This window comes from Enterococcus sp. DIV0774, assembly GCF_050539095.1.
Taxonomy (GTDB): domain Bacteria; phylum Bacillota; class Bacilli; order Lactobacillales; family Enterococcaceae; genus Enterococcus; species Enterococcus faecalis.
The window spans coordinates 1,390,989-1,406,248 of sequence record NZ_CP172923.1 but is presented as its reverse complement, the minus strand read 5'-3'; the positions used below and the strand labels follow the sequence as shown (position 1 = coordinate 1,406,248).

The 15,260-nt window shown below is 38.4% G+C and carries 13 protein-coding genes; 10 read left to right on the top strand and 3 right to left on the bottom strand.

The window, feature by feature from the left end:
* Nucleotide 1 precedes the first annotated feature (1 nt).
* The 3 genes from pyrE (at nt 2) to IGL86_RS06855 (ending at nt 2,478) form a co-directional block, all read left to right on the top strand.
* Nucleotides 2–634 (top strand): orotate phosphoribosyltransferase, encoded by a 633-nt coding sequence (pyrE, locus tag IGL86_RS06865; protein ID WP_002357418.1) that lies wholly within the window; start codon nt 2–4, stop codon nt 632–634.
* 182 nt (nt 635–816) lie between these two features.
* Nucleotides 817–1,530 (top strand): carbonic anhydrase, encoded by a 714-nt coding sequence (locus IGL86_RS06860; protein ID WP_002394492.1) that lies wholly within the window; start codon nt 817–819, stop codon nt 1,528–1,530.
* Between the two features lie 18 nt (nt 1,531–1,548).
* On the top strand, nt 1,549–2,478 hold the full coding sequence (locus IGL86_RS06855) for a LysR family transcriptional regulator (protein ID WP_002361904.1): 930 nt from the start codon (nt 1,549–1,551) through the stop codon (nt 2,476–2,478).
* 187 nt (nt 2,479–2,665) lie between these two features.
* Here the strand turns inward: IGL86_RS06855 and IGL86_RS06850 are convergent, their stop codons facing one another.
* The gene (locus tag IGL86_RS06850; RefSeq protein WP_010819413.1) at nt 2,666–3,712 is read right to left on the bottom strand and encodes a GntR family transcriptional regulator; all 1,047 of its coding nucleotides are present in this window, start codon (nt 3,710–3,712) and stop codon (nt 2,666–2,668) included.
* A gap of 156 nt (nt 3,713–3,868) precedes the next feature.
* Here IGL86_RS06850 and IGL86_RS06845 point away from each other — a divergent pair, with 156 nt between their 5' ends.
* The 4 genes from IGL86_RS06845 (at nt 3,869) to IGL86_RS06830 (ending at nt 10,201) form a co-directional block, all read left to right on the top strand.
* Nucleotides 3,869–5,158, top strand: a complete 1,290-nt coding sequence (locus tag IGL86_RS06845; protein ID WP_002357422.1) for a glycoside hydrolase family 125 protein — start codon at nt 3,869–3,871, stop codon at nt 5,156–5,158.
* An 11-nt stretch (nt 5,159–5,169) separates the two neighbouring features.
* Nucleotides 5,170–7,860 (top strand): alpha-mannosidase, encoded by a 2,691-nt coding sequence (locus IGL86_RS06840; protein WP_033625546.1) that lies wholly within the window; start codon nt 5,170–5,172, stop codon nt 7,858–7,860.
* A 161-nt stretch (nt 7,861–8,021) separates the two neighbouring features.
* Nucleotides 8,022–9,200, top strand: a complete 1,179-nt coding sequence (locus IGL86_RS06835; protein ID WP_002365726.1) for a pyridoxal phosphate-dependent aminotransferase — start codon at nt 8,022–8,024, stop codon at nt 9,198–9,200.
* A gap of 110 nt (nt 9,201–9,310) precedes the next feature.
* Nucleotides 9,311–10,201, top strand: a complete 891-nt coding sequence (locus IGL86_RS06830; protein WP_033625545.1) for a phosphate ABC transporter substrate-binding protein PstS family protein — start codon at nt 9,311–9,313, stop codon at nt 10,199–10,201.
* Between the two features lie 41 nt (nt 10,202–10,242).
* Here IGL86_RS06830 and pnpS read toward each other — a convergent pair whose 3' ends face one another.
* Together pnpS and IGL86_RS06820 are read right to left on the bottom strand one after the other, a co-directional pair.
* Nucleotides 10,243–12,018, bottom strand: a complete 1,776-nt coding sequence (gene pnpS, locus IGL86_RS06825) for a two-component system histidine kinase PnpS (RefSeq protein WP_010713362.1) — start codon at nt 12,016–12,018, stop codon at nt 10,243–10,245.
* The gene (locus IGL86_RS06820; RefSeq protein ID WP_002360193.1) at nt 12,015–12,725 is read right to left on the bottom strand and encodes a response regulator transcription factor; all 711 of its coding nucleotides are present in this window, start codon (nt 12,723–12,725) and stop codon (nt 12,015–12,017) included. The genes pnpS and IGL86_RS06820 overlap by 4 nt, the downstream gene beginning before the upstream one ends.
* Before the next feature lie 162 nt (nt 12,726–12,887).
* Between IGL86_RS06820 and IGL86_RS06815 the strand changes: the two genes are divergently transcribed.
* The 3 genes from IGL86_RS06815 (at nt 12,888) to ffh (ending at nt 15,197) form a co-directional block, all read left to right on the top strand.
* On the top strand, nt 12,888–13,352 hold the full coding sequence (locus tag IGL86_RS06815) for a DUF523 domain-containing protein (RefSeq protein ID WP_002357428.1): 465 nt from the start codon (nt 12,888–12,890) through the stop codon (nt 13,350–13,352).
* Between the two features lie 83 nt (nt 13,353–13,435).
* Nucleotides 13,436–13,774, top strand: a complete 339-nt coding sequence (locus IGL86_RS06810) for a putative DNA-binding protein (RefSeq protein ID WP_002357429.1) — start codon at nt 13,436–13,438, stop codon at nt 13,772–13,774.
* Between the two features lie 4 nt (nt 13,775–13,778).
* Nucleotides 13,779–15,197, top strand: a complete 1,419-nt coding sequence (ffh, locus tag IGL86_RS06805; protein WP_002360194.1) for a signal recognition particle protein — start codon at nt 13,779–13,781, stop codon at nt 15,195–15,197.
* Nucleotides 15,198–15,260: the final 63 nt, after the last annotated feature.

Here is a 15,260-nt window from a genome sequence, read left to right as displayed (position 1 = left end):
CATGACAAAAGTAGCAAAAAAGATTGCCAAAGATTTATTAGATATTGAAGCGGTATTTTTAAACCCTAATGAGCCGTTTACCTGGGCAAGTGGCATAAAAAGCCCGATTTATTGTGATAACCGTATCACGATGAGTTATCCTGCTGTGCGTAAAGAAATTGCAGAAGGCTTAGCGGCAAAAATTAAAGAGACTTTCCCAGAAGTCGAAGTGATTGCTGGGACAGCTACCGCAGGGATTCCACATGCGGCATGGGTAGCCGATATTTTAGGATTACCAATGGTTTATATCCGCAGTAAAGCCAAAGATCACGGCAAAGGGAATCAAATTGAAGGCCGAATTTCTGAAGGACAAAAAATGGTAGTTATCGAGGATTTAATTTCAACAGGCGGTAGCGTGTTAGAAGCGGCAGAAGCGGCGGAACGTGAAGGAGCAACGGTTTTAGGCGTTGCGGCAATCTTCACTTATGAGTTACCCAAAGGAACGGCAAATTTTGCAGATAAACAGATGACGTTACTAACGTTAACCAATTATTCAACTTTAATTGATGCTGCATTAGAAGCAAATTATATCGAAGAAAAAGATGTTACCTTATTACAAGAATGGAAAAAAGATCCTGAAAACTGGGGCAAATAACCGTTGAACTAAAGAAGGTTCTTGTCGTCTGATTTTTAGTGTCATTTTCAGTAACCAGATTTAACGGTAGGAGAACTTAGGTCATTTGCCGAGGCGCGTAATGATCTAAGTTCTTTTGTTTGACGTAGAAAAGATGTTAGGATAGAGTTTTAACATGAGTTTTACCTGATTACTATGTGGAAATGAAGGAAGAGTGTATGAAAAAAATAAAAAATATGGACGTTGAATGGAGCTATACAGGCAACGATGGACCAGAACATTGGCATACGCTATGTGACTGGTTTGCAGAAGGTGCTAAGTTTGCTTATCAATCGCCAATTGCTTTAGAAAAAGAAAGTGCTGAGACAATAAATTCTCAGATTACGTTTCATTATAAAAAAGAAGAATTCACTGAAAAGGAATTCAAAAATACGTTTCATTTTGTACCACCAAATACGGAAAGTTACGTAATGTTTGAAAATGTTGCGTATCATTTAACCGATATCCATTTTCATATGCCTAGCGAACATTTGCTGTCGGGAAAGCAGTATCCGCTAGAATTCCATTTGGTTCATATGAATGATGCTGGCGAAAATTTAGTTGTCGGTTGCCTGTTTACCATCACAGAGGAAGAAAATCGTTTTTCAGAAGCGAATCATCCGATGGACTGGGAAAACGGCACGCACCAACAATGGTTTAATCCGTCAATCTTTTTACCAGAGGAGCGTCTACACTACCATTATGTAGGCTCGTTAACAACACCGCCAACTAAGGGTCCAGTGAAATGGTTTGTATTTGACACCATTCAAAAAATGGATCAAGCCTTTTTAAATAAGATTAAGGAAGGTATGTTGGCCTTTAACAATCGGCCCCTTCAGCCGTTGAATGGGCGTAAGATTTATTTTTCAAATGATTAGTGTGTGGAGGAAAAAGTGTTGAATATTCAACAAATGAAGTATGTTGCTGCCATAGCTAACAATGGGAGTTTTCGGGAAGCAGCCAAAAAACTATTTATTACACAACCTAGCTTGTCAAATAGTATTCGGGAATTAGAAGAAGAACTAGGAATTTCCCTCTTTTTACGTACCAATAAGGGCGCTTTTTTAACAGAAGAAGGAATGGTTTTTTTAGAACAAGCAGAGAAAGTCTTAGTTCAAATGGAGTTATTGGAAAATCGCTATCGCGAGACAGTGACCAGCGAACGATTCTCCATCTCTTCACAACATTACGATTTTTTAGGTGAGGTAATTGCCAAAGTTCTTAAAAAGTATGGGGATCAATATAAAGATTTTCGTGTCTTTGAAACCACGACCTTAAAAGTAATTGAAGATGTCAAAGGATTTCACAGTGAGTTGGGGATTATTTATTTAAATGAACAAAATAGTGTCAGTATTGAACGGTATTTAGAACAAGCTAATCTAGCCTACGAGGTAATTAGTACTTTTAATACACACATTTTTTTAGGAAATCATCATCCTTTAGCCAAGCAAAAAGAAATTCATTTAGAGGAATTAGTTCCCTATCCACAAGTTCGCTTTAATCAAGAAGGAAGCAATTTTTCCTATTTTTCTGAAGATTTAGTTGAAATTCCTGAACAGGAATCGGTCATTCATACGACAGATCGTGGAACCTTGATGAATTTGTTGGTAGAAACCAATGCTTATGCTTCTGGTTCAGGAGTCGTAACGGGTTTTACGAAGAAAGAAATTCGGTTAGTACCATTGGCGCCAGCCTTGGAAAATCGTATTTGTTTACTCTTTCCCAAAAATCGGGAAATCAGTCCGATTGGTCGCTACTTTATCAAAGAACTAAAAGCGTTGTTTAAAAAAGAGGTAGATACCAAAACATTTAGCACTAAGGAATAAAAAGAAGAGGTCGGGACAGAAGTGTTTAACTCCGAGAAATAAGAAGGAATTTCCGAAAATTGTTCTTTAATTTTTGGAGAATTTCGGCTTATTTCCGAAGGAGTTGCTTCTGTCCCGCCGTTTATTAGTTTTTGAGCGTGGAGCAAAAATCCAAAGTGATTTTTGTCCCACGCTCTTCTTTTTTGGCTCATTTTGAAACAGTAGAAATGGTTTCTCTTTCAATTAATGTGACAGGTACTTGAATGTCTTCTATGATTTGAAGGTCTTGTTGCATCGTTTGTAATAACACTTCGCCAGCTAGTTTTCCCATTTCTTTAAAGTCTTGCGCCATGGTTGTTAATGGCGGTTCGACAAATGCTGCTGCTTGAATATCGTCAAAACCAATAATCGATAATTCTTTTGGCACATGAATACCTAGGTTTTTACAGTTTCGTAAACAATGTAACGCGCTGAAGTCATTATCGCAGACCACGGCTGTGAGTTGGTGCGCCTCAAAATACTGTTTAAAGTTGTGTTCATCTAAGAGATTGGTTTCTGTGATTGCTGTATGGAACGCCAGATTGGCTTCTTTTAAAGCTTGGAGATAACCTAAATAACGTTGCCGAACGGATTGTAGGGCCGGACTTCCTGAAAGGATATATCCAATTTTTGTATGTCCTAAGCCAATTAAGCGTTCGGTTGCTGTTTTACCACCAGCAAAGTTGTCTGATTGAATGGTTGCAAAAGGCAAATCATGGATCTTTTTATCCAAGACAACGACTGGAAAATTCATCAAAGCCAACTCGAACAGTAAGTCGAGGTAGTCATTACTAGTAGCAGCATAATAGACAAGCCCGGCAAACTCATTCACAATGTCCGCAGCATTTTTCTCTCTCAAAAAATTAGGCGAGGTCATAAAGACTTCTAAACCAGCTGCTTGAATAGTAGGAGCCAAACCGCTATAGAAATTTCCTACTGATAAATCGTCTGCAAAAGGCAATAAAAAAAGAACTTTATTTAAAGAGGTATGAAGAGGATGCTTTTGTGCTTGAACAAAACTTCCTTTTCCTTGGTGACGTTGGATTACGCCTTGCGTTTCCAACTCAGTTAGCGCTCGTTTGGACGTAATTCTACTGACGTTAAACTGAGCCGATAATTCTTTTTCGGTAGGCACTTGCGCACCAACAGGCAATCGCCCTGAATCGATTTCATTTTGTAAATAATCAATAATTTGTTGATATAATGGTTGCTTCATTCATTTCACCTCACAATAAGATATATCTTATTTATAGTTTACCATAAATTAATTGGTTTTAAAATGAAAAAAATGATTGAAATCACTAGACAAAGTGAAATGTAAACGCTATAATTCAATTGTAAAATGATATATCAAATTTAAGAGGTGACGAGAATGGTTTATACAGAAGTTCCAAAATCCGTAGCAACATTTATGGAGACAATTACAGAAAAATGCGGTGAAGCACATCAAGATTGGGCAAAAAACTTTCAGGCGGCCTTTGCCAATACTTTACTAACAACAGTGAAACGTCAAGAAGATGGTACTACCTTTTTATTAACAGGCGATATTCCAGCAATGTGGTTGAGAGACTCAACAGCACAAGTTCGTCCCTATTTAGTGATTGCGAAAGAAGACGAAGACCTTGCTCAAATGATTGCTGGTTTGGTTAAACGCCAGTTTCGTTATATTTGCATTGATCCTTATGCCAATGCGTTTAATGAAACAGATAATCATGCAGGCCATCAAACTGATAAGACAGAAATGAATGGCTGGATTTGGGAACGGAAATATGAAATTGATTCATTATGTTACCCGGTCCAATTAGCCTATTTACTTTATAAAAATACTGGGATGACCGAACAATTTAATTCAGATTTTGTGGAAGGTGTCAAAAAAATTCTCAACGTTTTTACAACAGAACAAGATCACGCACAGTCACCTTATTTATTTGAACGAGATACGTGGCGTCAAGAAGATACGTTGGTTGAAGCAGGGAAAGGAACACCAGTTGGCAAAACAGGGATGACATGGTCAGGCTTCCGTCCTAGTGATGATGCCTGCCAATATGGTTACTTAGTTCCTTCTAATATGTTTGCAGTCGTAATTTTAGGCTATATTCAAGAAATTTTCTCTGATGTTTTAGAAGATGCTACGATTGTGGCGATTGCTAAAAAATTACAAGAAGAGATTGAAGAAGGCATCCAAACATTTGGACGAACAAAAAATCAAAATAACGAAACGATTTATGCGTATGAAGTAGATGGCTTAGGCAATGCAAGCGTGATGGATGACAGTAATGTTCCCAATTTAGTAGCAGCCCCTTATCTGGGTTATTGTTCAACAGAGGATGAACAATATTTAACAACCCGTCAAACCTTATTAAGTAAAGAAAATCCTTACTTCTATGAAGGTAAATACGCGAAAGGGATTGGTAGCTCGCATACACCAGAAAATTACGTGTGGCCGATTGCTTTAGCAATGGAAGGAATGACAACCAAAGATAAAGCTGAAAAAGAACGAATTTTAGATTTATTAGTTGCCACAGATGCGGGGACTCATTTGATGCATGAAGGTTTTGACGTAGATAATCCTGAAAATTATACAAGAGAATGGTTTTCATGGGCTAATATGATGTTTTGTGAATTAGTTATGGATTATTTTGACATCCGAGTGGAAAAATAGGAGGAAAAGTGATGACAAAGAAAAAAGTCTATATTGTTTCCCATAGTCATTGGGATCGTGAATGGTATCTTCCTTATGAAGAACATCATATGCGCTTAATTGAATTAGTGGATAATGTATTAGATTTAATTGAAAATGATCCAGAGTTTAACAGTTTCCATTTAGATGGACAAACGATTATCTTAGACGACTATTTACAAGTTCGCCCAGAGAAAAAAGAAGCCGTGAAAAAAGCTGTCCAAGCAGGCAAACTAAAAATCGGACCATTTTATATTTTACAAGATGACTTTTTAATTAGCTCTGAATCCAATGTTCGAAACATGCTGATTGGGCATTTAGAAAGTCAAAAATGGGGAGCACCAGTTCAATTAGGTTACTTCCCGGATACATTTGGTAACATGGGTCAAACGCCTCAAATGATGCAATTAGCAAATCTGCCTGCGGCTGCCTTTGGACGTGGGGTGAAACCGATTGGCTTTGATAATCAAGTCTTAGAAAGCGACTATAGCTCACAATATTCTGAAATGTGGTGGGAAGGTCCGGACCAAACCAAAATTTTCGGCTTGCTTTTTGCAAACTGGTATAGTAACGGGAACGAAATTCCTTCAGAAAAAGAAGCAGCAATCGCTTTTTGGAAACAAAAATTGGCTGATGTGGAACGTTACGCTTCCACAGACCATTTATTGATGATGAATGGGGTCGACCACCAACCTGTACAAAGAGATATTACTAAGGCCATCGCTTTAGCCAATGAACTATTCCCAGAATATGAATTTATTCATTCCAATTTCGATGACTATTTGAAAGCTGTTCAAGAGGAGTTACCAGAAGATTTAGGAACAGTAACAGGTGAATTAACGAGTCAAGAAACGGATGGCTGGTACACATTAGCCAATACTTCTTCTGCTCGCGTCTATTTAAAACAGTGGAACACAAAAGTCCAACGCCAATTAGAAAATATCGCAGAACCTTTAGCAGCAATGGCTTACGAAGTAACTGGTGACTACCCACATGACCAATTTGATTATGCTTGGAAAACATTGCTTCAAAACCATCCGCACGATAGTATTTGTGGCTGTTCTGTCGACGAGGTTCACCGAGGCATGATGACTCGCTTTGAAAATGCCAATGATGTCGGGCATTTCTTAGCAGATGAAGCAACACGACAATTAACAGAAGCAATTGATACAAGTGTTTTCCCAGAAAAAGCGCACCCGTTTGTTTTATTTAATACTAGTGGCTATCAGAAAACGGAGGTTGTCACTGTGGAAGTGGAGATTGAACGATTGCCATTTTATACAGGAAAACCTGAAGATCTTTATCATGAATTAAAACAAAAAGCCACCCCAGATTATCAAGTGATTGATCCAACTGGAAAAGCCGTTGCAAGCCGTATTGTCAAAGAAGATGTTCGTTTTGGTTACGATTTACCTAAAGATGCTTTCCGTCAACCGTACATGGCTAAATACTTAACGGTCGAATTATCTGTCAAAGAAATGGCGCCATTCTCTTGGGATAGCTTTGCATTGATTCAAGGAGAAACGAAAGCTTTTGAAGGAAGTCTTTTGGCTCAACCAGCAACAAATGAAATGGAAAACGAATTTATTCAAGTGAAAATTGAAAACAATGGTAGCTTAACCATTGCTGACAAAAAAACAGGAGAAACATTTTCAAAATTATTAACATTTGAAGATACTGGCGACATTGGGAATGAATATATCTTTTTCAAACCGACCAAAGACCAAGGAATTACAACCGAAAATGTAACGGCTGAAATTACGAATAAAGAAAATTCCCCTGTAAAAGCAAGTTATCAAATTAAACAAACCGTCATGTTACCAGTTTCAGCAGATGAACGATTAGAAGAAGAACAAAAGGCTGTTCGTGAGTTTAGAGAACGCCAAGCACAACGTTCAACGACGCTTCGCCCGTTCGAAATAACGACAGTGGTTACAATGATCAAAGAAAGTAACCAATTGTTCTTTGAAACAACCATTAATAATCAAATCAAAGATCATCGTTTACGCGTGCTTTTCCCAACTGGCATGGTCACAGAAACACACGAAGCGGATAGTATTTATGAAGTCGTGACACGACCAAATCAAGTAAGCGACACATGGGAAAATCCAACAAACCCGCAGCACCAACAAGCGTTTGTGAATGTTCATGACCAAAACAAAGGCGTGACTATCTTCAATGAAGGCTTAAATGAGTATGAAGTTTTAGCAGATGGAACCATTGCGGTCACATTAATTCGTTGTGTTGGGGAACTAGGTGATTGGGGCTATTTTGCGACACCAGAAGCACAATGCCAAGGAGAATATACCTTTAAATATGGTTTGTCATTGCATGGAAAACCAGAAGAACGCTTTGCTACGTATCAACAAGCCTATAGTGCACAAATTCCTTTTACTGCAGCTACTACTGCGCGTCATGAAGGTAAACTAGCACCGAACCATGTTTATTTGACAACGGCAGAAGGACCGATTGGTTGGACAGCCGTTAAACGTCAAGAGCAAACGAATCATTTAGTCGTTCGTGGCTTTAATCTAACAGCGCAAAATATTCCTTGTGAACTTCACAAAGAGACACAACCAGCGACTTGTTTAACAAATGTATTAGAAGAACCGTTGACACCAGCGATAGAAGTTGATGCACCATTACGTCCGTTTGAAATTCGGACATGGCGTTTCGAAAAATAAATAAATAGGAGAACTTTGTTGAAAAGGACAAAGTTCTCCTATTTTCTTCTCTGCCGTTTTTTTGAGATATTTATAATAAAAATCTAGCGAAACAATGAGAAAATCATTCATTTTACGGTCAATTTGTGCTACTATAACGTCAACTGAAGGAGTGAAGCTAAATGGATTTAACCAATCGTTTTAATCGTCAAGTAAATAAAATTGCTGTTTCTTTAATTCGTCAATTTGACGAACAAGTCTCAGGAATTGAAGGTATTTTAAAATTAACGCTAGGAGAGCCGGATTTTAACACACCTGAGCATGTCAAAAAAGCAGCCAAAGAAGCAATTGATGCGAATTTTTCTCATTATACAGGGATGTCTGGTTTATTAGATGTCCGTGAAGCAGCCGCTTATTTTATGAAAGAAAAGTACCATTTGACTTACCAGCCTGCGACAGAAATTTTAGTAACAGTTGGAGCAACAGAAGCGATTTCAGCTTCGTTATTAGCAATTTTAGAACAAGGTGACAAAGTGCTATTGCCAGCACCTATTTACCCAGGGTATGAACCAATTATTACATTGGCGGGGGCGGAGCCGGTATATTTGGATACACGAGACAACGATTTTGTCTTGACCCCTGAAATGATTGAAGCGGCAATGGCCGAGCATGGGGAACAAGTCAAAGCAATTATTTTAAATTATCCTAGCAACCCAACTGGTGTCACCTATAACCGCCAAGAGTTGCAAGCAATTGCTGATGTTCTAAAAAAATACGACATTTTTGTGATTAGCGATGAAATTTATAGTGAGTTAACTTATGATGAGAGTCATGTTTCGATTGCTGAAATGTTACGTGACCAAACGATTTTAATTAACGGTTTGTCGAAATCACATGCTATGACAGGCTGGCGGATTGGCTTTATTTTTGCACCAGCGATTTTAACAGCGGAGATCATTAAAGTTCATCAGTATTTAGTTACTGCGGCTGCAACTGTGTCTCAAAAAGCGGCTGTTCGTGCCTTAATCGAAGGAATGCATGATGCTGAAATTATGAAAGAAGAGTATCGGAAACGGCGCGATTTTGTTTATGAACAGATGACTCAATTGGGGTTTGAGGTTGCACGTCCAAATGGCGCCTTTTATATTTTTGCTAAGATTCCTACTGGTTATGAACAAGATTCTATGAAATTTTGTATTGATTTAGCGCAAAAAGAAGCAGTAGCGTTGATTCCAGGTATTTCTTTTGGTCCAGAAGCAGAAGGATACGTCCGAATTAGTTATGCGTCCGATATGGATAAATTAACAACGGCCATGGAACGAATCGCACATTACATGGCGACACAACGCGTAACGCACTAGCCTTTATAGATTCTTTACACACCTTTACCTTTTATTTACATTTAATTGAAACAGAATTAACAGAGTCTTGGTAGACTAAACTTGTAACTAATTGAAAAGGAAGTGCAAAGATGAAAAAACGTGTAATTGCAGCAACTATGCTGAGTCTAGGGTTATTATTAACTGGGTGCGGAGCTCAAGGAGGCACAACTGAAAAATCCAGCGAAGCGGATAGTAACAAACCAGTTAAAATTGTCGCTGTTGGTTCCACCGCTTTACAACCGTTAGTAGATGCTGCGAAAGATCAATTTACACAAGAACATCCCAATTATACAGTTTCTGTCCAAGGTGGCGGCAGCGGAACAGGACTTTCGCAAGTTGCAGATGGCGCAGTGACCATTGGAAATTCCGATGTGTTTGCCGAAGAGAAAGATGGCGTGGATGCCTCTAAATTAGTTGATCATCGGGTGGCCGTGGTTGGTATGGGACCAGTGGTCAACAAAGAAGTCGGCGTGAAGAATTTAACGAAGCAACAATTGATTGATGTCTTTACTGGCAAAGTCAAAAACTGGAAAGAAGTGGGCGGCAAAGATCAAGAAATCGTCGTAATAAACCGCGCAAACGGAAGTGGCACCCGAGCAACATTTGAAAAATGGGGCTTAGATGGAGCTAAACCAGTTCAATCACAAGAACAAGATTCTTCGGGAACAGTTCGTAAAATTGTTGAACAAACACCAGGAGCAATCAGCTATTTAGCTTTTTCTTATATGGATGATTCCACCGTTGCCTTAAGCATTGATGGTGTTGAACCAAAAGAAGAACACGTGAAAGACAATTCATGGAAAATCTGGTCTTATGAACATATGTATACAAAAGGGGAGCCTAATAAAGATGTAAAATCCTTCTTAGACTATATGGTCACCGATGATGTTCAAAAAACAATTGTCAAAGACTTAGGTTATTTAGCCATCACAGATATGCAAGTAGAACGTGATGTAAATGGAAAAGTAACTGAAAAATAAACAAAAAAACTCAGCCAATAAACAGGATTGGCTGAGTTTTTTTAGGCTTCTTTTTTTGTTAAAGGCAAGGTGATTGTAAAAGTGGTCCCTAAGCCTAAGTGACTATCAATGGCGATTTTACCGCCTAATAATTCTGTGTAATTTTGGACAATAGCTAGACCTAGACCGGTGCCACCAGAATGACGGCTACGTGCTTTATCGACACGATAGAACCGTTCAAAGATCCGTTCTTGGTCTTTTTGACTAATGCCAATGCCAGTATCTTGAACAGATAAACGTAATTGCTGATTTTCTATAGCATAAGAAATAGTAATCTGACCATTTTCTTGGGAATACTGAATGGCATTTTCAATTAGATTCTTCACGATTGGATAAAACAATTCGTATTTGGTGAAAAACTGGCTCTCTGGCAGACCATGAACGACTGTTTTCAGCTGTTTTGCTACCAATTGTTGCTGATAAGAGCCGAGAATTTCTGTAATAAATTTTTCTAAAGTAATTTCTTGTTCTGCATAAGGAATTGTTGCGCTGCCCCGAGAAAGTTCTAAAATTTCTTGAATTAATTGTTGCAGACGCTGGGCATCTTTTTGCATGATGTGCAAAAATTGATCAAGGACTTCCGGATCTTCTTTGGCACCGTCTATGAGTGTCTCGGTAAAGCCCAAAAGAGAAGTGACAGGCGTTTTTAATTCATGAGACACGTTTGATACAAAATCTTTTTGCATTTTTTCTAGTTGGCGAACGCGCGTTAAATCATAGGCAATTCCTAACACTTGATAATCATTGGCGCTTTGATCATCCAAGTAACGAAGAGAAAGATCTAAGCGTAAAGGTGTGGGTCCTTGTGTCACAGTGATTTCTTGATGTAAACTGTTTTTTTCAGCAACGACTTGATGGATTAAATGAATCAAATCGGCGTCTTGAATCACTTCAAGATAATTGCTTTGCATATTTTTAGCAGAGAGTCCTAACATTTCCTGCATTTTAGGGTTCAACAGACGAAGCCGTCCTTGCGTATCAATGATAAAGACACCAATCATCAACTCATCTAAAAGTTCGTGAAATTGCTCATCCGCAGACGTATACGCTTTATACGTTTGACTTACTTGTTGACTCAGTAAGTTAATAGTTTCGTAAAGTTCATTCCATTCAGAAGATTGCTGGATAATGGATCGATTTTCATCTGGATGTTTAAGCATTCGTTTAAGAATCGGTAAGACAGTCACTAGCGGTTGATTTTTTTGCCGTAACAATAAAAAGATAAACAAGGTAATTAGTAGGAACAAGATGCCAAATGTAAAGATAATATAGCGACGAAAAGATTGGATATTTTTAGAAAATAGCGCGGTTTGTTCCGAAATCCGAATAATGCCAACGATTTCTCCTGATTTTAAAACAGGCGTGGCAACGTACAGAAGTTCTTTATTTAACGTTTTACTCTTTCGTAAAGCTGAACCATAGGCAGCTCCTGATAGAACCGCAGCGATTTCAGGTCGTTTTTTGTGCGACTCTAGCGGTTCATTTTGGCTGCTGTCAAAAAAGACGGTACCATTTTTTTGCAACAAAGTTACCCGTTCTTCTGCATCATCTAACGCATGGGTGACAAGGAGTTGTTGTTGGTTTGTCAGTTGCCCTTTTTCGAAAACGGAAGGGGGCAACTGGTCTGTTAAAAGGGTATTTTTTCTTCTTAAATAGGTTTCTTGCTGAGCAACCATTTCTTTTTGAAAGAAAAAATTGGTCGCTGCAATACTCCCGACAAATAATAAAAGCATGACTGCCGCAACTAAAAAATATTCAATCCGCAGTCTCTTTTTCATCGTTTTGGCTCCTGAAAACGGTAGCCAAAGCCACGGACAGTTACTAAGTAAACGGGCCGTTTAGGATCGGGCTCGATTTTATCACGTAAATGACTAATGTGGACATCGACGATGCGACTTTGTCCAGCGAAGTCATATTGCCAAATTCGTTCCAACAAGGTTTCCCGATTAATGACCCGATCTTTGCGTTTCATAAAGTAAACGAGTAATTCAAATTCTTTCGGTGTTAGTTCAATGGGCTGATTGCGCACAAAAACTTCATAATTTTGTTCATCCACACGAATCTCGCCAATCACAAGCGGAGCTTTAGGTGTGTCCTCTTGAAGCGGTTCGGTCGTGGTAGGTTTTAAACGACGAAAAATAGCTTTCATGCGTGCTAGGACTTCTCTGGGACTAAAAGGTTTTGTTAAATAATCATCTGCCCCAATTTCTAAGCCGATGATTTTATCTACTTGTTCATCTTTGGCAGTTAAAATCAAAATAGGCGTGTCAATTTTTTCTCGACGAAGTGCTTTGGTAATTTCTAAGCCATCCATACCAGGAAGCATTACATCTAAAATTATAAAATCATATTGATTAGACAAAGCTAATTCGAAGCCGTTTTTACCATCTTCGGAAGTAGTCACCTGATAGCCTTCTTTTTCCAAATTAAAGGTTAACAAAGTTAAAATCGATGGTTCATCATCGACGACAAGAACTTTTTTCATTTACATAACTCCTTCAAGAAATTTCTGAAAATAAGTGTATATTTCACTATTGTTAGTTTAACATATTTTTAGAGGAAGAACGTACTTTAAAGTAAGCGAGAATGCTACTTTTGAGAAAAGTCAACTCATGGTATAATAGAGAAATGAAATGAGGAGAAGCGAATGATTGGTATTAGTAGTTGCTTAGGTGGGATTTGTTGCCGTTACGATGGAAAATCTCAAGAACAAGAAGCGTTAAAACAACTTGTAACTAATGGAAAAGCAATAATGATTTGTCCCGAAGTTTTAGGAGAGTTGCCCATTCCACGTCCGCCAGCAGAAATCATTGGCGGGGACGGCTTTGATGTTTGGGCGAATACTGCTTATGTATATACGGATAATGGGGAAGATGTCACTGAGGCGTTTAAAGCAGGGGCACAGCGCGCGTATCAAAAATTAAAAACTCAACAAATTACAACCTTGATCTTGAAAGAAAAAAGTCCCAGCTGTGGCAGCCAGCTGATTTATGATGGACAATTTTCTGGCATTAAAAAAGCTGGAGTTGGAGTCGCAACTGCTTATTTTATTCAACAAGGAATGACCGTTTATTCTGAAGAAACATGGCAACTTGCGGACATTTCTTTTTAAAAGGTAAAAACTTAGTAAAAAAAGATTGACTATTCCCTATGAAATCGGTAACCTATAAGGGATTGAAGATGGGAGCACGGCTCATGGAAATGGAAAAAACAAACCGCATGAATGCGTTATTTGAATTTTATTCGACATTATTAACGGAAAAGCAGATGAATTATATGGAGCTTTACTATGCTGATGACTTTTCTTTAGGAGAAATTGCGGAAGAATATGAGGTTAGTCGCCAAGCGGTTTATGATAACATTAAACGAACCGAAAAAATTTTAGAAGAATACGAAAAAAAGTTACATCTTTATTCAAACTATGTTGTACGGAAAGAATATCTTGAACAGCTACAGCAGTATGTTCAAGAAACTTATCCCAAAGATAGTGAAATCAAAAAATATATTGAACAAATTCAAGAAATAGAGGAATGAAACTATGGCTTTTGAGAGTTTAACAAACCGCCTACAACAGGCAATGAGTAAAATCCGTCGTAAGGGAAAAGTTTCCGAAGCCGACGTAAAAGAAATGATGCGAGAAATCCGTTTGGCTTTATTAGAAGCCGACGTTAATTTACAAGTGGTCAAAGATTTCACAAAACGCGTCAGAGAACGGGCAGTAGGAGTCGAAGTATTAGAAAGCTTATCACCAGCCCAACAAATTGTAAAAATTGTTGATGAAGAATTAACGAAAACGTTAGGTTCAGAAACGGTTGAACTGAATAAATCTCCAAAAATCCCGACAGTGATTATGATGACAGGGTTACAAGGGGCTGGTAAAACAACTTTTACTGGTAAATTAGCCAAACACTTAATGAAAACTGAAAACGCTCGTCCGCTTTTAATCGCTGGTGACGTTTATCGTCCAGCAGCGATTGATCAGTTGAAGGTTTTAGGTCAACAATTAGAAGTTCCCGTTTTTGATATGGGAACCGATGCTAATCCAGTGGAAATTGTTCGTCAAGGGTTAGCGTTAGCAAAAGAAAAGAAAAATGATTATGTCTTAATTGATACGGCCGGCCGTTTACACATTGATGAAGCTTTAATGGACGAATTGAAACAAATTAAAGAGTTGGCTAATCCCAATGAAATTCTGTTAGTTGTTGATGCGATGACGGGGCAAGATGCTGTCAACGTTGCAGATAGTTTTAATGAACAGCTTGGAATTACTGGGGTTGTTATTACCAAAATGGACGGCGATACTCGTGGGGGGGCTGCGCTGTCAATTCGGGCAGTAACGGGCGCTCCGATTAAATTTGTCGGTTCTGGTGAAAAATTAACCGATTTAGAAATTTTCCATCCCGATCGTATGTCGAGTCGTATCCTAGGTATGGGGGACATGTTGACGCTAATTGAAAAAGCGCAACAAGATTACGATGAGAAAAAAGCAGAAGAACTTGCTCAAAAAATGAAAGAAAACAGTTTTGACTTTAACGATTTCATTGAGCAATTGGATCAAGTTATGGGCATGGGACCGATTGAAGACTTATTAAAAATGATCCCTGGGATGAGTAACATGCCTGGTATTGAAAATGTCAAAGTCGATCCAAAAGATGTGGCACGGAAACGGGCGATGGTCTTATCAATGACCCCTGCAGAACGTGAAAATCCTGATCTATTAAATCCTAGTCGCCGCCGCAGAATTGCAGCTGGTTCAGGAAATAGTGTGGTTGAAGTCAATCGTATGATTAAACAATTTAAAGAATCCAAAAAAATGATGCAACAAATGTCCAAAGGGGATATGAACATTCCTGGTATGGATCAAATGCTAGGTGGCGGCGTTAAAGGCAAGCTAGGTAAAATGGCCATGAATCGTATGATGAAGAAAAACAAAAAGAAGAAAAAGAAAAAAAGATAAACAGGCTTTAGTTAATTATTGGAAGAAACAGAAAGTGCGCCATCAGTCGAAGAGACTAATGGC